At 70.1% G+C, this 19,133-nt stretch carries 20 protein-coding genes; 13 read left to right on the top strand and 7 right to left on the bottom strand.

The window, feature by feature from the left end; genetic code table 11:
- Positions 1–13: 13 nt before the first annotated feature.
- From ACIBH1_RS17290 to ACIBH1_RS17300, 3 genes are all read right to left on the bottom strand, one after another.
- Entirely contained in the window at positions 14–190 is a 177-nt protein-coding gene (locus ACIBH1_RS17290; protein ID WP_397314755.1) for a DUF6104 family protein, read from the bottom strand.
- Positions 191–263: 73 nt separating this feature from the next.
- Positions 264–3,929: a multifunctional oxoglutarate decarboxylase/oxoglutarate dehydrogenase thiamine pyrophosphate-binding subunit/dihydrolipoyllysine-residue succinyltransferase subunit gene (locus ACIBH1_RS17295; RefSeq protein WP_397314756.1), complete on the bottom strand. Its 3,666-nt coding sequence runs from the start codon at positions 3,927–3,929 to the stop codon at positions 264–266.
- A 204-nt stretch (positions 3,930–4,133) separates the two neighbouring features.
- Positions 4,134–4,712, bottom strand: a complete 579-nt coding sequence (locus ACIBH1_RS17300) for a B3/4 domain-containing protein (RefSeq protein WP_397314757.1) — start codon at positions 4,710–4,712, stop codon at positions 4,134–4,136.
- 86 nt (positions 4,713–4,798) lie between these two features.
- On the opposite strand from ACIBH1_RS17300, the gene ACIBH1_RS17305 reads away from it, so the two are divergent.
- The 7 genes from ACIBH1_RS17305 (at position 4,799) to ACIBH1_RS17335 (ending at position 10,589) form a co-directional block, all read left to right on the top strand.
- Complete coding sequence (locus ACIBH1_RS17305; protein ID WP_397314758.1) at positions 4,799–5,209, top strand: hypothetical protein; 411 nt, start codon at positions 4,799–4,801, stop codon at positions 5,207–5,209.
- 37 nt (positions 5,210–5,246) lie between these two features.
- The gene (locus ACIBH1_RS17310) at positions 5,247–5,804 is read left to right on the top strand and encodes a helix-turn-helix domain-containing protein (RefSeq protein WP_397314759.1); all 558 of its coding nucleotides are present in this window, start codon (positions 5,247–5,249) and stop codon (positions 5,802–5,804) included.
- Between the two features lies 1 nt (position 5,805).
- Positions 5,806–7,089: an MFS transporter gene (locus ACIBH1_RS17315; RefSeq protein ID WP_397314760.1), complete on the top strand. Its 1,284-nt coding sequence runs from the start codon at positions 5,806–5,808 to the stop codon at positions 7,087–7,089.
- Complete coding sequence (locus tag ACIBH1_RS17320; protein ID WP_397314761.1) at positions 7,086–8,144, top strand: MBL fold metallo-hydrolase; 1,059 nt, start codon at positions 7,086–7,088, stop codon at positions 8,142–8,144. The genes ACIBH1_RS17315 and ACIBH1_RS17320 overlap by 4 nt, the downstream gene beginning before the upstream one ends.
- Positions 8,145–8,311: 167 nt before the next feature.
- Entirely contained in the window at positions 8,312–9,592 is a 1,281-nt protein-coding gene (locus tag ACIBH1_RS17325; RefSeq protein WP_397315324.1) for an LLM class flavin-dependent oxidoreductase, read from the top strand.
- Positions 9,589–10,101 (top strand): NADPH-dependent FMN reductase, encoded by a 513-nt coding sequence (locus tag ACIBH1_RS17330; protein ID WP_397314762.1) that lies wholly within the window; start codon positions 9,589–9,591, stop codon positions 10,099–10,101. The genes ACIBH1_RS17325 and ACIBH1_RS17330 overlap by 4 nt, the downstream gene beginning before the upstream one ends.
- The gene (locus tag ACIBH1_RS17335; protein WP_397314763.1) at positions 10,098–10,589 is read left to right on the top strand and encodes a flavin reductase family protein; all 492 of its coding nucleotides are present in this window, start codon (positions 10,098–10,100) and stop codon (positions 10,587–10,589) included. Before ACIBH1_RS17330 ends, ACIBH1_RS17335 begins: the two co-directional genes overlap by 4 nt.
- A 19-nt stretch (positions 10,590–10,608) precedes the next feature.
- Here the strand turns inward: ACIBH1_RS17335 and ACIBH1_RS17340 are convergent, their stop codons facing one another.
- On the bottom strand, positions 10,609–11,655 hold the full coding sequence (locus ACIBH1_RS17340; protein WP_397314764.1) for a dihydrodipicolinate reductase: 1,047 nt from the start codon (positions 11,653–11,655) through the stop codon (positions 10,609–10,611).
- A 164-nt stretch (positions 11,656–11,819) separates the two neighbouring features.
- Here ACIBH1_RS17340 and ACIBH1_RS17345 point away from each other — a divergent pair, with 164 nt between their 5' ends.
- From ACIBH1_RS17345 to ACIBH1_RS17360, 4 genes are all read left to right on the top strand, one after another.
- Positions 11,820–12,689 carry an SDR family NAD(P)-dependent oxidoreductase gene (locus tag ACIBH1_RS17345; RefSeq protein WP_397314765.1) on the top strand — a complete coding sequence of 290 codons (870 nt, stop codon included), beginning with the start codon at positions 11,820–11,822 and terminating at the stop codon, positions 12,687–12,689.
- Positions 12,690–12,762: 73 nt separating this feature from the next.
- Positions 12,763–13,890 (top strand): ROK family protein, encoded by a 1,128-nt coding sequence (locus ACIBH1_RS17350; RefSeq protein ID WP_397314766.1) that lies wholly within the window; start codon positions 12,763–12,765, stop codon positions 13,888–13,890.
- Positions 13,887–15,020 (top strand): Gfo/Idh/MocA family protein, encoded by a 1,134-nt coding sequence (locus tag ACIBH1_RS17355; RefSeq protein WP_397314767.1) that lies wholly within the window; start codon positions 13,887–13,889, stop codon positions 15,018–15,020. The genes ACIBH1_RS17350 and ACIBH1_RS17355 overlap by 4 nt, the downstream gene beginning before the upstream one ends.
- Positions 15,021–16,025, top strand: coding sequence for a sugar phosphate isomerase/epimerase family protein (locus tag ACIBH1_RS17360; protein ID WP_397314768.1), 1,005 nt, complete (start codon positions 15,021–15,023; stop codon positions 16,023–16,025). It abuts the gene before it with no gap.
- Here ACIBH1_RS17360 and ACIBH1_RS17365 read toward each other — a convergent pair.
- Positions 15,956–16,192: a hypothetical protein gene (locus ACIBH1_RS17365; protein ID WP_397314769.1), complete on the bottom strand. Its 237-nt coding sequence runs from the start codon at positions 16,190–16,192 to the stop codon at positions 15,956–15,958. The genes ACIBH1_RS17360 and ACIBH1_RS17365 overlap by 70 nt on opposite strands.
- Before the next feature lie 90 nt (positions 16,193–16,282).
- Between ACIBH1_RS17365 and ACIBH1_RS17370 the strand changes: the two genes are divergently transcribed.
- Positions 16,283–16,843: a DinB family protein gene (locus ACIBH1_RS17370; RefSeq protein ID WP_397314770.1), complete on the top strand. Its 561-nt coding sequence runs from the start codon at positions 16,283–16,285 to the stop codon at positions 16,841–16,843.
- Positions 16,844–16,852: 9 nt separating this feature from the next.
- On the opposite strand, the gene ACIBH1_RS17375 is transcribed toward ACIBH1_RS17370, so the two are convergent.
- Together ACIBH1_RS17375 and ACIBH1_RS17380 are read right to left on the bottom strand one after the other, a co-directional pair.
- Positions 16,853–17,236: a DUF4440 domain-containing protein gene (locus tag ACIBH1_RS17375; RefSeq protein WP_397314771.1), complete on the bottom strand. Its 384-nt coding sequence runs from the start codon at positions 17,234–17,236 to the stop codon at positions 16,853–16,855.
- Entirely contained in the window at positions 17,233–18,081 is an 849-nt protein-coding gene (locus tag ACIBH1_RS17380; protein ID WP_397314772.1) for an SDR family oxidoreductase, read from the bottom strand. The genes ACIBH1_RS17375 and ACIBH1_RS17380 overlap by 4 nt, the downstream gene beginning before the upstream one ends.
- 70 nt (positions 18,082–18,151) lie before the next feature.
- Here ACIBH1_RS17380 and ACIBH1_RS17385 point away from each other — a divergent pair, with 70 nt between their 5' ends.
- Entirely contained in the window at positions 18,152–19,123 is a 972-nt protein-coding gene (locus tag ACIBH1_RS17385) for an AraC family transcriptional regulator (RefSeq protein ID WP_397314773.1), read from the top strand.
- The last annotated feature ends 10 nt before the right edge of the window (positions 19,124–19,133 follow it).

Below are 19,133 nucleotides of genomic sequence, written 5' to 3' on the forward strand. Positions count from 1 at the left end.
ATAACTCAAGATATTACTCGTCTTCGTCGTCGAGCCGGGCGAGCCAGGTCGCCAGACGCTCGACCGGAGTCTCGAACTCGGGATTGAGATCGACGAACTCGCGCAGCCGCTCGCCCAGCCAGCCGAGGCTGACCTCCTCCTCGCCCCGCCGCTGGACGAGCTCCTCGATGCCCCTGTCGGTGAAGTACATACAGGTCACCCTAGTGGGGAAGGCGAACGCCCCCGCCTTCCGGGGAAGACGGGGGCGTCGCGTGCTGACGAGGTCAGAACAGCTGGTGGAGGATCTCCTCCAGCTCCCTGTCGTGGGCGGCGTGCGAGCCGACCGCGGGAGAGCTGTTGGCCGAGCGGCTGACCCTGCGCGGGGTGCGCCCGCCGAACAGGGTCGGGTTCTCCGCCAGCTTCAGGGTGAGGTACGGCCACGGCCCCATGTTGACCGGCTCGTCCTGAGCCCACACCAGCTCCACGTCGGAGCCGTAGCGCGCCAGCTCGGCGCTCAGCTCCTCCTGCGGGAACGGGTAGAGGCGCTCCAGGCGGACGATGGCCACGTCGTCGCGACCCGACTTGTCGCGACCCTGGACCAGGTCGTAGTAGAGCTTGCCGGAGACCATCACGACCCTGGTGACCTTGCCCGGGTCGACGGTGGCGTCGCCGATGACGGGCTGGAAGGTGCCGGCGGTGAAGTCGGCCGCCTTCGAGGTGGCCAGCTTGTGCCGCAGGAGGGACTTCGGCGTGAAGACCACCAGCGGCTTGTGGCGTCCGGACTCGACCTGCCACCGCAGGAGGTGGAAGTAGTTGGCCGGGGTCGTCGGCTGGGCGACGGTCATGTTGTCGAGGGCGCAGACCTGCAGGAAGCGCTCGATGCGGGCGCTGGAGTGGTCGGGGCCCTGACCCTCGTAGCCGTGGGGCAGGAGCAGGACGACGCCCGACTTCTGGCCCCACTTCTGCTCACCGGACGAGATGAACTCGTCGATGATCGTCTGGGCGCCGTTGACGAAGTCGCCGAACTGGGCCTCCCACAACACCAGGGCGTCGGGACGCACGACGCTGTAGCCGTACTCGAAGCCCAGCGCCGCGAACTCGCTGAGCAGCGAGTCGTAGACGTAGAACTTCGTGGTGCCCTGGTTGAAGGTCTTCAGCGGGGTGTGCTCGCCGCCGGTGACGCGGTCGACCAGCACGGCGTGGCGCTGCACGAAGGTGCCGCGGCGGGAGTCCTGGCCGACCAGGCGGACCGGGTGGCCGTCGATGAGCAGCGAGCCGAAGGCGAGGGTCTCGCCCATTCCCCAGTCGATGCTGTCCTGCTCCACCATCTGGCCGCGGCGCTGGATGATCGGGCCCAGGCGCGGGTGGACGGTGAAGCCGTCGGGCAGGTTGAGCTGGGTGTCGACGATGCGCTTGAGCGTCTCGTCGGTGATCGCCGTCGGGGTGTCGTCGTGGCTCCACTTGACGACCTCGGTCGGCGGCACGCGCAGCTCGGCGTCGGCGGTCTCCTGCGGCTTCTTGGCCGCCTCGCGGACCTCGGTGAAGGCCTGCTCCAGCTTGGCCTGGTAGTCGCGCAGCGCCTGCTCGGCCTCTTCGACCGTGATGTCGCCGCGGCCGATCAGGGCCTCGGTGTAGAGCTTACGGGTGGAGCGCTTGGCGTCGATGATGTCGTACATCAGCGGCTGCGTGTAGGCGGGGTTGTCGCCCTCGTTGTGGCCGCGGCGCCGGTAGCAGATCATGTCGATCACGACGTCCTTGCGGAACGCCTGACGGTACTCGTAGGCCAGCTTGCCCACGCGGACGACGGCCTCGGGGTCGTCGCCGTTGACGTGGAAGATCGGCGCCTGGATCATCCGCGCCACGTCGGTGGCGTAGACGCTCGACCGCGACGAGGCGGGCGAGGTGGTGAAGCCGACCTGGTTGTTGACCACGACGTGGACGGTGCCGCCGGTGCGGTAGCCGCGCAGCTGCGACAGGTTGAGCGTCTCGGCCACGACGCCCTGGCCGGCGAAGGCCGCGTCGCCGTGGACCAGGATCGGCAGGACCGTGAAGCCCTCCTCGCCGCGCTCCAGGAGGTCCTGCTTGGCGCGCACGACGCCCTCCAGGACCGGGTCGACCGCCTCGAGGTGCGAGGGGTTGGCGACCACGGAGGCGGTGATGGTCTTGCCGTTGTGGGCGGTGAACTGCCCGGTGGCGCCCAGGTGGTACTTCACGTCGCCGGAGCCGTGGGCGGTGCGCGGGTCGATGTTGCCCTCGAACTCGCCGAAGATCTGGGCGTACGACTTGCCCACGATGTTGGCCAGGACGTTGAGGCGGCCGCGGTGGGCCATGCCGATGACGACCTCGTCGAGCTGCTCGTCGGCGGCCTCGCCGATCACCGAGTCGAGGAGCGGCACCAGCGACTCGCCGCCCTCCAGCGAGAAACGCTTCTGGCCGACGAACTTCGTCTGCAGGAAGGTCTCGAAGGCCTCGGCGGTGTTGAGACGCTCCAGGATGTGGAGCTGCTCGCCGCGGTCGGGAGACTTGTACGGCTTCTCCACCCGCGCCTGGATCCAGGCCCGCTCTTCGGGGTTCTGGATGTGCATGTACTCGATGCCGATGGTGCGGCAGTAGGAGTCGCGCAGCACGCCCAGGATCTCGCGCAGCTTGGCCAGCGGCTTGCCGCCGAAGCCGCCCGTGGCGAACTCGCGCTCCAGGTCCCACAGCGTCAGGCCGTGCGACTGGATGTCGAGGTCGGGGTGCTTGCGCTGCTTGTACTCGAGCGGGTCGGTCTCGGCCATGAGGTGGCCGCGCACCCGGTAGGCGTGGATCAGCTCGATCACGCGAGCGGACTTGGCCACGTCGTCGTCGTGGGAGGTCGAGATGTCCTGGATCCAGCGCACGGGCTCGTACGGGATGCGCAGGGACTCGAAGACCTCGTCGTAGAAGCCGTCCTCGCCCAGCAGCAGACGGTGGATCTGGCGCAGGAAGTCGCCCGACTGGGCGCCCTGGATGATCCGGTGGTCGTAGGTGCTGGTCAGCGTCATGACCTTGGAGACCGCCAGGCGCGACAGCGTCTCGGGAGAGGCGCCCTGGTACTCGGCGGGGTACTCCATCGCGCCGACGCCCACGATCGCGCCCTGTCCGGGCATCAGGCGCGGCACGGAGTGGACGGTGCCGATCGTGCCGGGGTTGGTCAGCGAGATCGTCGTGCCCTGGAAGTCGTCGACCCCGAGCTTGTTGCCGCGCGCCTTGCGCACGATCTCCTCGTAGGCCATCCAGAACTGGCGGAAGTCCATGTCGTCGGCGCCCTTGATGGAGGGCACCAGCAGCTGGCGCTCGCCGTTGCTCTTCTGCACGTCGATCGCCAGTCCGAAGCCCACGTGCTCGGGCTTGACCAGCGTCGGCTTGCCGTCGACCTCGGCGTAGGAGAAGTTCATCTCCGGCATGGCCTTCAGCGCCTTGACGATCGCGTAGCCGATCAGGTGCGTGAAGGAGACCTTGCCGCCGCGACCCCGCTTCAGGTGATTGTTGATCACGATGCGGTTGTCGATCAGCAGCTTGGCCGGGATGGCCCGGACGCTGGTCGCGGTCGGGACCGACAGGGAGAGGTCCATGTTCTGGGCCGTGCGGGCAGCGGCGCCCCGCATCTTGACTTCCTCGGCCCCTGCCGGAATCGGCGTGCTCACGGGAGGCTTGGCAACTTTCGGTGGGGCAGCCGCGGGTGCACTCCCGGCTGCTTTCGCTGGTGCGGGAGCCGCTGCGGGCGCGGTGGTCACCGGGCCGTTCGCCGCCTCCCTGACCGGGGTTCGACCCGGTCCGTAATCAGGGTTGTAGTCAGCGAAGAAGTTCCACCAGGCCTTGTCCACAGACTCGGGATCCTGGAGGTACTTCTGGTACAGCTCGTCGACAAGCCACTCGTTCTGTCCAAAGCTTGCCAGCGGGTTTGACCGCGACGACTCTGACGACACGGCGGAAATCGCCCTCTTCCGCAGATCGGCGTTGATGTTAGAGAACCTGTCCAAGGCTACTCGCCCGAACTGGCAGGATGCGCCCGTCGGGCGAGCAGGGATGGCCCGATCCTCTCAGGACGATCCAAAGGAGTCACGTCTACCTAGTCAATCCGGGGGGTGTGCGCTTTATCACCTTTGAGTATCAACCTAGGAAACGCGGGTTTACTTCCCGTTTGTGATCAAGCGGGTGGCGATCCGGACGTCTGGGGACAGCTCGGTCAGCAGGGCCGCCAGCTCCTTGCCGGCGAGCTCCAGCTCCTCGATCGACATCGGCTCCAGCCGCTCCAGGAGGAAGAGTGCGTTGACCGTCTCCTCGGTGAGGCGGGTGCGCACGACCTGGCGCCAGTTCCAGCGGCGGCAGGTGACGCCGGTGCCGTCGCGCCAGATGACCTCGCCCGGTTCGGGGGCGCCGAGGGCCTCCTCCGAGGCCTCGTCGCCGGTGGCCACCGTCAGGCGGGCGGGGCCGTCGTACTTGTCGAGGTCCTCGCCGCCGATCGGCAGGCAGTGCTTGACGCTGATCGAGTTGTAGGCGTCGACGACCTGGTTGATCTCGGGCAACGGCAGCCGGCGGGTGAGCGCGTCGACGCTCGGCCTGGTGCGCGAGGGCTTGGCGCCGAAGGCCTTGTAGGCCTCGCGCCACGACTCGATCTTGTCGGCCTGCACGCCCTGCTCCGACGCCTCGGCCAGCCGGGCGCGCGAGCGGTCGTCGGTGGGTCCGTTGCGCAGGCCGTGAGCCGTCATGACAAGCACCGCGAAATCAGGGCGAATCGTGTGAATTGCCTCGTCAACCAGAATGTCGTCCAGCATGAATGGCAGGCTATCCCGTTATGAATCCCCCTCAGTCATGGCTCGTCGTCGACATCAAGCATCACCCGATGGCCTTCCTGTTCATGCTGGTCAAGCCGCGTCTGTTCCTCAACAACCAGCCGGTGCCCGTCAGGTGGGGCCGCAACGTGATACCGGTGGTGCCGGGGCAGCACCACCTGGCGATGCACGTCCCGTACATGGGACGTATCGGTCACGCGGGCGGTCCGCTGCGGATGATGCCGGGCGACACGGTGGAGCTGGAGTATCGCGCCCCGCTGACCATGTTCAACGCCGGGGCGCTCGGCCCCGCCCCGCAGCAGTGGCCGGGCTCGACGGCGATGATCGTCTTCTACGCGGTCCAGGCGGGCATGGCCGTGCTCATCCTCCTCGGCGTGCTCGGTTTCATGATCTATCTGATGATCGCAAAATAGTCTTTGCAAAAATGCCTTTGCGGTTTATCGTGGAGGCATGGACGAGTCCTATGTGATCAGCGACCCCAGGGTCCTGAAGGTGGTGGCCCACCCTCTGCGGGTCAGGCTCCTGGGCCTGCTGCGAGCGGAAGGCCCCGCCACCGCCAGCCAGCTCGGGCGCAAGGTCGACGAGAGCTCGGGCTCGACCAGCTATCACCTGCGCGAGCTGGCGAAGTTCGGCTTCATCGAGGAGGAGCCTTCCTCCGACGGCCGCGAGCGGGTCTGGCGTGCCAGACACCAGTACACGTCGTGGGACTCCCGGCAGATGTCGGAGACGCCCGAGGGCCGCGAGGCGCTGTCGATCATGGAGGCGCGCCAGGTCGAGGCCCTGGCCAGGGTCATGGGCGACTTCAGGAACGCCACGTGGCCCGCCGAGTGGGTGAGCGCGGCCGGAATGAGCGACTACTTCGTCCGGCTGAGCGCCGAAGGGCTCAGGGAGCTCCATCGGCGGATGGAGGCTCTCAAGGACGAGCTGGAACGTGAATACGGCGAGGGTGGCGAGCACGTGAACCTGTTCATCGCCGCCTATCCGCGTCACACGGAAGAGGCCGACTGAGATGATCACCCCCGAGTCCGCTCGCCGCCGTTTCGCCCTGGTCAGCTTCCTCATGTGGCTGCCCGCCGCGCTGATGATCCCCTCGATGGTCCTGCTGATGTCGGAGCGCGGGCTCGGGCTGGCCGAGGTCGGCCTGGTCATGACGGTCTACTCCGTCGTCACGCTGAGCCTGGAGCTGCCCACCGGTGGCCTGTCCGACGTGATCGGCCGCCGCAACGTGCTGATCGCCTCCGCCGCGATCATGGCGGCGGGCCTGCTGACGCTGGCCTTCGCGACCACGATCTGGCTGTTCGTGCTGTCGGCGGCGCTCAAGGGCGTCGCCAGGGCGCTGAGCAGCGGCCCCGCCGAGGCGTGGTACGTCGACACCCTCCACGCCGCCAGCGGCTCATCCGCCGACCTCAAGCCGGGACTCTCGCTGGGCGCCTCCATGGGCTCGCTCTCGCTGGGAATCGGCGTCCTGGTGGGCGGCTTCGTGCCGCTGATCGTGCCGGACGCGACGATCGAGCCGCTGGCCGTACCACCGATCCTGGCCGCGGTCGCCGCGGTCGGCCTGCTGGTCGTGACAGTGTTCGCGATGCCGGAGCCCCCGCACGGTCGCCGCGGGCTGGGCGGGGTGCTGCGCGAGGTGCCCCTCACCGTCGTCTCCGGCGTACGGCTCGCCTTCGGCGGCTCCCTGCTGCGGCGCCTGACCCTGTTCGCCGTGGCCGACGGCGTCGCGCTCGTCTCGGTCGAGCTGCTGACGCCGGGACGGCTGGCGTCGCTCGCGGGCGGCACCGAGCTGGGCGCCACCGCCTATGCCCTGGTCGCCGCGCTCGGCTTCTTCGGCAGCTCAGCCGGGTCCGCCCTGGCCCCCCGGGCCGCCCGCGTGCTCGGCGGGGGCCGCAGGGGAGCGGTGGCGGGTGTCGCCGTCGTCGCGCTGGCCATCGCCGCCCTGTCGGCCACGACCGGCCTCACCGGGGCCGCCGGCATGGTGAGCGCCGCCGGGGCCTACGTCGTGATGTTCGCCGGTCTCGCGCTGGCCGGGCTCTTCTTCCAGGAGATGACCCACAACGCCGTCACCTCCGCCCAGCGCACCACCGTCACCTCGATCAGCTCCCTGGCCCTCCAGGCGGGTGGCGGCATGGCCAACCTCCTCCTGGGGACGATGGCCTCGGCGTACGGCGTGAGCGTGGCGTGGGCGTTGTCGGCGGGTGTCGTGACGTTGTCGCTCCTGCTGTTCGTCCGGATGCCGAAGTCCCCCGCGCCCGCCACAGCAGAACAAGGTTCTGTAAGAATGGTGGGATGACGAAGTTCGTGGTGACGGCGGCCAACGAAGCGCAACGGGCCGCATGGCTGGGCGGCGAGCTGCCCCCGGTCGAGAAGGTACGGCCCGGCCTGTGGTCCATCCCGGTTCCGATTCCCGTGAATCCGTTGCGATACGTCCTGGTCTACGCCCTCGAACTGCCCGACGGCGTGGCGATCGTCGACGCCGGGTGGAACACCGACGAGGCCTTCCAGGCGCTCGGCGACGGGCTGGCCGTGGCTGGGTACGAGATCACGGATGTGAAGGCGGTGCTCGTCACCCACATCCACCCCGATCACTACGGGCTGGCCGGGCGCATCCGCGAGGTGTCGGGCGCCTGGATCGGGCTGCACCCCGCCGACGCGGGCCTGCTGCGCGACCGCTACGACGACGAGTTCATCGAGTCGCTGGTCGCGCGGGAGCGGGCACTGCTGGTCAGGTCGGGCGTGCCGGAGCTCACGCTCGACGAGCTCGCCGGGGCGTCGATGATGATCCGCCACATGGTCTCCACCGCCATCCCCGACCGGTTGATCGAGCACGACGAGGCCGTGGGGCTGAAGGGGTGGGACCTGCGGGCGTTGTGGACGCCGGGCCACTCGCCCGGCCACCTGTGCTTCGTGTCGCCGGAGCGCAAGCTGCTGTTCTCGGGCGACCACGTGCTGGCCAAGATCACGCCGATGGTCGCGGTGCACCCGCAGTCGGGCGCCAACCCCCTGGCCGACTACCTCGACTCGCTGAAGGCGATGAAGCGCTTCGAGGTCGACGAGGTGCTCCCCGCGCACGAATACCGTTTCCTGGAGCTGGCCGAGCGGGTCGACTACGTCATGACCCACCACCGGGAGCGGCTCGACGAGGTGGAGCGCGTGGTCACCGGCGGCGACGGCGTGACGTGCTGGGAGGTCGCCACGCAGCTCACCTGGTCGCGGCCGTGGGACACCATCCCGCCGTTCATGAAGCGCGCGGCCAACAACGAGACCCTGGCCCACCTGGCCTGGCTGGAGGCCAAGGGGCTCGTGCGTCGGGTCGTGGGCGAACCGGACCTGTGGTATTCCATGTAAATCCTGTAGGAAATATTGACTTAGGGCCACTCGTTCCGTAGCTTCATGGACATGAGCCAGGTCCTGACCCGGCGCGCGCACGTCGACTACTGCCGCGTCGCGAGCGCCCAGTGTCATTGATCCCGATTCCGCCCCTACTCGTATCTCTCTAGGGACAAATCGTGACCATGCACCTGAATGCTTTCCTGATGGGGGTCGGCCACCACGAGGCCGCCTGGCGCCATCCGAGTACGGAGCCGCGCCGGATCACCGACATCCGCCACTACCAAGACCTGGCCAGGACCGCCGAGCGGGGCAAGCTCGACTCGCTCTTCCTGGCCGACGGCCTGGCCCTGTGGGGCAACGCCAGGCACAACGCCCTCGGCGGCCTCGAACCGCTCACCCTGCTGGCCGCCCTGGCCACGGTGACCGACCACATCGGCCTGATCGCCACCGTCTCCACCACCTACAACGAGCCCTTCCACGTCGCCAGGAAGCTCGCCAGCCTCGACCACATCAGCGGCGGCCGGGCGGGCTGGAACATCGTCACCAGCGCGGGCGAGGCCGAGGCGGCCAACTTCGGCGTCACCCGCCCCTCGCACGGCGTGCGCTACCACCGGGCCGAGGAGTTCCTGCAGGTCGCGATCAACCTGTGGGACTCCTGGAGCGAGGACGCCGTCGTGGCCGACCGGCGCGCAGGCGTCTTCGCAGACACCGGCAAGATCCGCCCGCTGGACCACGAGGGCACGCACTTCAGGGTCCGGGGACCGCTCAACGTCCAGCGCCCGCCGCAGGGGCGCCCGCTGCTGGTGCAGGCCGGCTCCTCGGAGGACGGCAAGGAGTTCGCCGCCCGCTTCGCCGAGGCCGTCTTCACCGCGCAGCAGACCCTGCCCGACGCCCAGGAGTTCTACGCCGACCTGAAAGCCCGCCTGCACCCGTACGGCCGGGAGCCGCACGAGCTCAAGATCCTCCCGGGAGCCTCGCCGATCATCGGCTCGACCGAACGCGAGGCGCTCAGGCTGGAACGCGACCTCGAAGAACTGATCATCCCCGCCTACGGCGTGCAGCAGCTGTCGAACATCTTCGGCGTGGACCTGTCCGACCATCCGCTCGACGGGCCGCTGCCCGCCGACCTCACCCAGAACCCCGACGGCCAGCAGAGCAGGCAGCGGCTGGTCCTGGACCTGGCAAGGCGCGAAGGGCTGAGCATCGGCCAGCTCATCAAGCGCCTGGCAGGCGGGCGCGGCCACCGCGTGGTCGCGGGCACCCCCGAGCAGATCGCCGACCACCTCCAGGAGTGGTTCGAGTACGGCGGGGCGGACGGCTTCAACATCATGCCGCCCCTGCTGCCCGGCGGGCTGGCCGACTTCGTCGACTACGTGGTGCCCGAACTGCAGATTCGCGGATTGTTCCGCAAGGAGTACGAGTCGCGCACCTTGCGCGGCCACTACGGGCTGGAGGCAGCGTGAGCATCGTCACCGTGATCGGAAACCCCCGAGCGGGGTCACGTACCGCAGCCGCCGCGCAGGCGGTGACCGACGCGCTGGTCGAGCGCCTGGAATACGCCGGGCCGCGCGACACGGTCGACCTGTCGGCGCTGGGCCCCGCGCTCCTGGCGCCCGGGGCGCACGCCGCATTGGAGATCGCCCTGGAACTGGTGCGGGGCGCCGACGTGATCGTGTTCGCCAGCCCGACCTACAAGGCGACCTACACCGGGCTGCTGAAGGCGTTCGTGGACCGGTTGCCGCCCAACGCGCTGGCCGGGCGGACGGCGGTGCCGGTGCTGGTGATGGGTGACGCCAGGCACGCGCTGGCGGTCGAGGCCCACTTCCGGCCGCTTCTGGTGGAACTGGGCGCCCACGTGCCGACACCAGGGCTGGCGCTGCTGGAATCCGAACTGGCGGAGCTGGACGTGCTTGACGGCTGGGCGCGGCGGGTCGCGCCGCAGATCCGGGTCGCCCAGGAGGTGACGCGATGACCGTGATGATCGACGCCGACGGCTTCAGGAGCGCGCTGGCCCAGCACGCCGCCGGAGTCGTCATCGTCACCGCGCACTCGGAGGGCGTCCCCGTCGGGCTCACCGCCACCTCGTTCACCTCGGCCAGCCTCGACCCGCCGCTGGTGCAGTTCTCCATCGACAGGGAGTCGACCACGTGGCCGTGGTTGCGGCTGGCCGACCACTTCACGGTCAACGTGCTGGGAGGCGACCAGGCGCCGCTGGCGACGAGGTTCGCCAGGCGCGGCATCGACAGGTTCGGCGAGCCGACCAGGTGGCGGCCATGTCAGTACGGGACGCCGCTGCTGGAGGGAGCCGCGGCGCACATCGTGTGCCGGCCGTACGCCACGCACGAGATCGGCGACCACGTCCTGGTGGTGGGGGAGGTGCTGGAGACGGCCGTGCACCAGGAACGGCCGCTGCTCTACCACCGGGGCAGGTTCGGGCAGTTCAGGGAGAGCCCCCTGTAGGTCGCGGCGCGGCGGCCCGTCAGGCGAGGCGGACCGTTCCGCGGCCGGTCGGCAGGGGCAGGTCGAGCAGGGTCTTGATGCCGGGCGACGCGGTCACCACCGCCGGAATGGCGTTGACCGCGTGCGCCGCCGCGGCGGCCAGCCCGTGGCTGACCTCCTCGACGGCGACCGTCATCTGCGGCACACCCTCGATGTGGATGGTGAACCCGGGTTCCGCCCAGCGCTCGACGCGGGTGGAGTCGGCCTTGTAGACGCACTCGATCGTCATGAAGGGCCGCCCGCGCACCAGCCCGGAGAAGATCCACCGGGAGGCGCAGACGGTGCCCTCGCGGACGAGGCCGGCGGAGATCTCGAACTCCTCGGTGGCGAGTTCGAACTCGTCGGTCTCCTCGACCTCGTCGAGGACGACGCCGAGCGCGTCGGCGACGAGCTGGACGCTCTCGGCGAACAGGGCGCGCTGGAACGCTCGATAGGGGCGCACGGCGGCGGTGTAGTCCTTGGCCGAGCGGGTGAAGCCGATGAGGTCGACCACGATCTGGCGCGAGGGGTGGCCGCGGAAGTCGGAGGACTCGCGGACGTACAGGTGGTCGATGCGGCTCGACAGCCCCGACAGGGCGAGCGGCAGGAAGTCGCTCATGAAGCCAGGGTTGATGCCGGTGCCGTGCAGGGAGGTGCCGCCGCGCGCGCAGGCGGCCTCGATACGTTCCAGAACCCGGTGCCCGTAGTTCTTGGGGTAGACGAACCCCGTGGTGGTGATGACGTTCTTGCCGGAGGCGAGCAGGGCGCAGATGGTCTCGACGTCGTTGCCGTGGCTGCCGTCGAAGTACGACGAGGGCAGCGGCATGTGCAGGACGCAGTCGGCGTCGAGGGCGAGGACCTGTTCGACGTCGTCGGTGCAGACCACTCCCGTGGGTGCGGCGCCCACCAGCTCGCCCGCGTCGAGGCCGATCTTGTCGGGGTCGTAGACGAGGACTCCCGCCAGTTGCAGATCCGCCCGGGCCAGGACATCTCTCAGGGCGTATCTGCCGACAGCACCAGTCGCCCACTGGACCACGCGGAAGGGCATAAGTCCTCCAGCCCGCGAGAGGGGAGGGCAGAGGCCGCCGTTGCCACCGCCCCGTTGCGGGGCCCAAAACTTTAGCAGAGAAAGAGCGGTTCGATCACTATCCGCAACGATCAGCACCCGTACTAGAATGATGTTCTCTTTCGGAGCAGAGCTGGAGGGCTGGCATGTTGCGGTTCGAGGACAAGGTCGCGATCGTCACCGGCGGCGGGCACGGGCTGGGCAGGTCACACGCGTTGCTGCTGGCCGAGCGGGGCGCCAAGGTCGTCGTCAACGACCTGGGCGGCGCGCTCGACGGCACCGGGGCGTCGGCGAGCCCGGCGGCCGAGGTGGTGGAGCTCATCACCAAGAACGGCGGCCAGGCGGTGGCCAGCCCCGACAACGTCGCCACCCCCGAGGGCGCGCGGGCCATCGTCGCGGCGGCGGTCGAGGCCTTCGGCAAGATCGACATCGTCATCAACAACGCGGGCATCCTGCGCGACAAGTCGTTCGGCAAGATGACCGTCGAGGAGTTCGACGGCGTGCTCGCCGTGCACGTGCGCGGCTCCTACCTGGTCAGCCAGGCCGCCTACCCCTACCTCAAGGAGCAGGGCTACGGCCGCATCGTGAACACGTCGAGCCCGGCCGGCCTGTTCGGCAACTTCGGTCAGGCCAACTACTCCACCGCCAAGATGGGCCTGGTCGGGCTGACCAAGACCCTGGCCATCGAGGGCGCCCGCAGCGGCATCAAGGCCAACGCCATCGCCCCGATCGCCTGGACCCGGATGACCGAGTCGCTGCTGCCGGCCGAGTTCGAGGCCAAGTTCACCGCCGAGCGGGTCAGCGCCCTCGTGGCCTACCTGGCACACGACAGCTGCGAGGCCTCGGGCGAGGTCTTCAGCGTCGGCGGCGGCAAGGTGGCGCGCGTGTTCGTCGCCGAGGGCCCCGGGGCCAAGGGCGTCGACACCCCGGAGGCGATCGCGGAGAACTGGTCCTCGATCATGGCCGAGCAGCCGTACGTGCTGTCGGCCGCCGACTCGATGAAGGCGATGCTCTAGCTCCTGGCACTTTGTTCGACGATCGGCGAAAGTCCGTCTTGATTCGGCGGAAGCGGGCTTCTAGAGTCGCGCCATGGGTTCCCCCGGTGATGTGCTCACCCTCATCAGCGCGGGGTCCGCGACGACCCGATCCGATCTGGCCAGGCTCACCGGTCTGGCCAGATCGACCGTCTCCCAGCGCGTCGACGCGCTGATCGACTGCGGCCTGGTCGAGGAGACCACCGGCGGCGAGTCCACCGGGGGCCGGCCGCCGAGGCAGCTGCGCCTGCGCACGGAAGACCACACCATCGCCGCCGTCGACCTCGGCGCCACCCACTGCCGGGTGGCGCTGACGGACCTCGGCGGCGCCACCGTGGCCACCGCCCAGGACCAGCTGCAGATCGCGGAAGGCCCGCAGACCGTGCTCACGCACGTCAAGAAGCGCGTCGACGAGCTGCTGGGCGAGCGCACCCTGACGGCCATCGGCATCGGGGTGCCGGGACCCGTCGAGTTCGCCACCGGCCGGCCCAACAACCCGCCGATCATGCCCGGCTGGAACGACTACCCCGTCCCCGCCTTCTTCCCCGACGTGCCCGTCCTGGTCGACAACGACGTCAACCTCATGGCGCTGGGCGAACACCGGCACGCCTTCCCCGACACCCGCCACCTGCTGTTCGTCAAGGTCGGCACCGGCATCGGCTGCGGCATCGTCGCCGAGGGCAGGCTGCACAGGGGCGCCCAGGGCTCGGCGGGCGACATCGGGCACATCAGGGTCAGCGGCCACGAGGAGGCGGGCTGCCGGTGCGGCAACAGCGCCTGCCTCGAGGCCGTCGCGGGCGGGGCCGCCCTGGCCCGCGGGCTCGGCGTCGAATCGGGCGCCGAGGTCGTGGCTTTGGTGCAGCAGGGCGACGTGCAGGCGCTGCGCGCCGTCCGCGAGGCGGGCAGGCTCATCGGCGAGGTGCTGGCGAGCCTGGTCAACTTCTTCAACCCCGAGGTCGTCGTCGTGGGCGGCCTGCTGTCGCGTGTCCACGACCACCTGCTCGCCGGGATCCGCGAAACGGTCTACCGCCGCTCGCTGCCCCTGGCGACCCAGCACCTGACCATCGTGCCCAGCCGTACCGGCGTCGACGCCGCCGCGTGGGGCGCGGGCATCCTGGCCCGGGAGCACTACCTGTCGCCCGAGAACATCAATCGGCTCGTATCGGCTTGTGAGGACGTATGACTGACTCCACGCTCGGTGTCGGGATGGTGGGGTACGCGTTCATGGGACGCGTGCACTCCCAGGCCTGGCGCAACGTCACCGCCTTCTTCGACCTGCCGGTCGCCCCGGCCATGCGGGTCGTCTGCGGGCGCTCGGAAGAGGCCACCGCGCAGGCGGCGCAGCGCATGGGCTGGGCCGGGCACACCACCGACTGGCGCTCGCTGATCGAGCGCGACGACATCCACATCATCGACATCTGCACGCCGGGCGACTCCCACGCCGAGATCGCCATCGCCGCCCTGGAGGCCGGCAAGCACGTCCTGTGCGAGAAGCCGCTGGCCAACACGGTGGCCGAGGCGACCGCCATGGCCGAGGCCGCCGCCAAGTCGAGCGGCAGGTCGATGGTGGCCTTCAACTACCGCCGCGTGCCCGCCGTCGCGCTGGCCCGGCAGCTGGTCGCCACGGGCAAGCTCGGGACCGTACGGCACGTGCGAGCCGTCTACCTGCAGGACTGGATCGTGGATCCCGAGTTCCCGCTGGTGTGGCGGCTGCAGAAGGACAAGGCAGGCTCCGGCGCGCTCGGCGACATCGGCGCCCACATCATCGACACCGCGCAGTTCATCACCGGCCAGGACATCGTCGGCGTCACCGGGCTGACCGAGACCTTCGTCAAGGAGCGGCCCCTCGCGGGCGCCTCCGACGGCCTGGGCGCCTCGGCCGCCGCCGACAAGGGCACGGTCACCGTCGACGACGCCGCCGCCTGGGTGGCGCGGCTGTCGGGCGGCGCGATGGGGGTCTTCGAGGCCACCAGGTTCGCCACCGGTCGCAAGAACGCCCTGCGCATCGAGGTCAACGGATCCGACGGTTCGCTGGCCTTCGACTTCGAGGCCATGAACGAGCTGTGGGTGTCGTCCGGTTCCGGAGGGTTCGAGCGGATCCTCGTCACCGAGCCCGAGCACCCCTACGTCGGCGCGTGGTGGCCGCCCGGCCACGGCCTCGGCTACGAGCACACCTTCACCCACGAGATCCGCGACTTCCTCGAGGCGATCGGCACCGGCGCCGACCCCTCCCCCTCCTTCGCGGACGGGCTGCGCGTGCAGCAGGTCCTCGAAGCGGTCGAGCAGAGCAACGGCACCTACAGGGAGATCTAGATGAGACCGGTGACACTTTTCACGGGACAGTGGGCCGACCTGCCCTTCGACGAGGTGTGCCGGCTGGCCGCCGAGTGGGGCTACGACGGGCTGGAGATCGCCTGCTGGGGCGATCACTTCGACGTACGGCAGGCGGTCGCCGACCCCGGCTACGTGGCCGCCAAGAAGGCCCAGCTCGACAAGTACGGCCTCAAGGTGTGGACCATCTCCAACCACCTCGTCGGCCAGGCGGTCTGCGACAACCCCATCGACGAGCGCCACAAGGGCATCCTGCCCGCGCACATCTGGGGCTCGGGCGACCCCGAGGAGGTGCGGCAGGCGGCGGCCGAGGAGATGAAGACGACCGCGCGCGCCGCCGCGGCGCTCGGCGTCGACACCGTCGTCGGCTTCACCGGCTCGTCCATCTGGCACACCGTGGCGATGTTCCCGCCCGTGCCCGCCTCCATGGTCGATGCGGGATACCAGGACTTCGCCGACCGGTGGAACCCCATCCTCGACGTCTTCGACGAGGTCGGCGTGCGCTTCGCCCACGAGGTGCACCCGAGCGAGATCGCCTACGACTACGTCACCACGGTCAAGACGCTGGAGGCCATCGGGCGCCGCCCCGCCTTCGGCCTCAACTGGGACCCCTCGCACATGGTGTGGCAGGACCTCGACCCGGTCGGCTTCATCCTCGACTTCGCCGACCGCATCTACCACGTCGACTGCAAGGACACCAAGGTCCGCGTGGGCGACGGCCGCCGCGGCCGCCTCTCCTCGCACCTGGCCTGGGCCGACCTGCGCCGCGGGTGGGACTTCGTGTCGACCGGACGCGGTGACGTGCCGTGGGAGGACTGCTTCCGGGCGCTCAACCAGATCGGCTACGACGGACCCATCTCGATCGAGTGGGAGGACGCGGGGATGGACCGCCTCGACGGGGCGCCCGAGGCGCTGGCCTACATCAGGCGGCTCAACGCGATCACCCCGCCGACGGCCGCCTTCGACGCCGCCTTCTCCAGCGACTGACCCGCGACACTTCGCCGCCCGCCGAAGTCTTCCGCGCCCAGCCGCATCGCCGACCACCTCGCCGACCATGTCGCCGAGCTGGAGGCGCGCCTGGTCGGGCAGCAGCCGCTGCCCGACGCCTGGCGCGCCTCCACGGTCGCCACTCCCGCCGACCTGGCCTCGTTCACCGATGCCGACCTCGACGAGGCCCGCAGCCCGCCACCTCTCCAGCGCCTACTACGCCGATTCTGTCGGCCCGTTGGGGTAATGCTTGGTGCATGAGCGTCGACTGGACCAAGGAGCTGTACGACCAGCTCGACTGGCACTGGACCCACCACCTGCGCCCCCGCCTCGACGGCCTCACCGACGAGGAGTACCTCTGGGAGCCCGTCGCCGACTGCTGGAACATCCGCCCCCGCGACCAGGTCCCCGAGGGCCGCGCCGTCTTCGGCCCGGGTGACTGGGTGATCGACTTCGCCTACCCGGAGCCGTCGCCGCCGCCCGTCACCACGATCGCCTGGCGCATGGCCCACGTCATCGTGGGCGTCTTCGGCACCCGCACAGCACGCCACTTCGGCGGGCCGGAGACGGGCTACGAGACCCACCCGTACTCCGGCACGGCCAAGGAGGCGCTGGAGCAGCTCGACCGGGCCTACGCGGCGTGGGCGGCGGGGGCGCGCTCCCTCGACGCCGCCGGGCTGGCCGAGCCCTGCCGCGAGGCCGAGCCTCTCTTCCCCGACGCGCCGCGGGCCGCGCTGGTGCTGCACATCAACCGGGAGGCCATCCACCACGGCTCGGAGATCGCGCTGCTGCGCGACCTCTACCTGCGCCGGTCCTGATCCCCGGGATCAGTCCCGGGTCCAGGTCTCGTGCAGATGCAGCCACCGCAGCCCGTGGCGGGCTTCGGGGTCCCTGACGAAGACGACCGTGGCGCGGCGGTCGCCGGTGGGCTGGCGTTCGATGTAGTCCGCCACGACATGCGTCTGGCCCGCGGCGACCAGCCGGACATCGAAGATCGTGATCTTGAGGTCCGGCGCCGAGCCTCGCGCGCCCTCGACCCACTCCATCACCTGATCCCGGTCGAGCCGGGCGCCTCCCGGCTCGTTGAGGGTGAAGCCGGGCGCCTGGGCCCTCTCGAACGGCGCGAAGTCGTCGAGCGTCCCGCGCAGCCACCCCTCGATGACCTCGTGGTGTGCCACGATCTCCGCCTCGCAGGCGTCCCTGTCGTTCATCGCAGCGCCTCCTCGAGCGGCGTGAGCGAGACGCCGAGCCGGTCGGCCGCGGTGCCCGCGAAGATCTGGTCGTCTCCGTGCTCCGCGATCCAGTGGTAGGTGGCCGCGATGCCCGCGGCGACGTGCGGGCCGAAGGTGGAGGTCAGGCCCGCCTCGAAGTCCGCGGGCGCCAGGGCCTGGTAGGTGATCTCGCGTCCGCGTGCGGCGGAGAAGGCGGCGGCCAGCTCGGGTCCCGTGACCGTCCGGGGGCCGCCGATGTCGAGCGCCTCGCCCTCGATGCCCGGCCGGTGCAGGGCGGCCTCGGTGAGCGCGGCCAGGTCGTCGTGGCTGAGCCAGGCCACCGGCAGGCCGGCGGGCAGGGGGTAGCTGAGTGTCCCTTCCCGCTCCAACCGTTCCGCCACCCAGGGGGCGCGCAGGTTGTCGAGGTAGAGGGGCGGGCGCAGCACGACGGTGGGCACGCCGGAGGCCAGCAGGGTCTCGGCGGCGGCCCGCCTGGTCTCGAACATGAGCACCCCGGTCGGCCGGTCGGGCTGCCGGTTGGAGGTGTTGAGCACCAGGCGCCGCACTCCCGCGGCCTGGGCCGCGCCGGCGATGTTGTCCACGTAGCGGGCGGTCGCGTCGGCGTCGAAGACCATCGGGAGGGTGACCGAGGCGTGGGTGACGCCGTCGAAGGCCGCCTTCACCTGGGCGGGGTCGGCCAGGTCGGCGATCGCGGGGTTCACCCCGCCGGGCAGGCCGCCGGGACCGCGGACCAGGCCGCGCACCTCATGTCCGGTGAGGGCCAGCCGTCGTGCCACCGCGCCGCCCTGGCTGCCCCGGGCGCCAAGGACCAGATATGTCGTCATGGAGACCACTATGGTGAGGCGGCGGGCTACGCTCGATAAAGCGAGATCTGCAAACATTTAAGGATCGTCCATGGCTGACCTGCTGAGCGAGCTGCTCACCCCGATGAGGTTGCGCGGCGTCTTCCACAGCTCGTGGTCGCTGCGCGCGCCGTGGGGCGTGGTGGGGGAGCGGGAAGACTGCGCGATCCTCCACTACGTGCAGCGGGGCTCGTGCGTGGTGGAGCTGGCGCCGGGCGATCCGCTGTGCGTGGTGGCCGGCGACGACTGCGGTCCGCGGCACGGCGAGCCGGTCCGCCTCGGGGCCGGCGATCTGGCGATCTTCCCGCACGGCGTCTCGCACCGGCTCGCCGACCGGGCCGGGCAGGTGACGGTGCCGCTGGCGCAGGTGCTCCCCGATCGTGAGCCCGGCGCCGTCAGGGCTCTGCGGATCGACGGTCCTGGCGAGGCGACCGAGCTGCTGTGCGGCGGCCTGCACTACGAGCCCCTGGCCGCCGCCCCGCTCTATCGGGCGCTGCCCGAGCTCATCGTGCTCGAACGCGAGGTCGTCGAGCGCCAGCCCCTGCTGGCCGGGACTCTGGAGCAGTTGGGGGAGCAGTGGGCCGAGGACCGGCCGGGCGCCGCCCTGGTGGCCCTGCGCGCCTTCGAGCTGATCTTCATCCTGGCCCTGCGCGCGGCCCTGGAGGAACGGGACGTGCCGGTCCTGCGGGCCCTGCGCCACCCCGCGATCGGCAAAGCCCTGCTGGCCGTGCACACCAGGTTCGCCGAGCCGTGGACCCTGGAGTCGATGGCCGCCGAGGCCGGGATGTCGCGCTCGGCCTTCGCCTCCGGCTTCCGCGAGCTGGTGGGGGAGCCGCCGATGCAGCACCTGGCCGCCCGCCGCATGCAGGAGGCCGCCCGGCTCCTGGTGGAAACCGGGCTGTCGCACGGCCGCATCGCCGAGCGGGTCGGCTACGGCTCCGACGTCGGCTTCCACCTGGCCTTCCGCGCCTGGAGCGGCGGCACGCCCGGGCAGTATCGGAGATCGGCCTTGATAGGCAAGTAGCGACTTGCCT

The sequence above is a fragment of the Nonomuraea sp. NPDC050663 genome (genome assembly GCF_044456985.1).
Lineage (GTDB): Bacteria > Actinomycetota > Actinomycetes > Streptosporangiales > Streptosporangiaceae > Nonomuraea.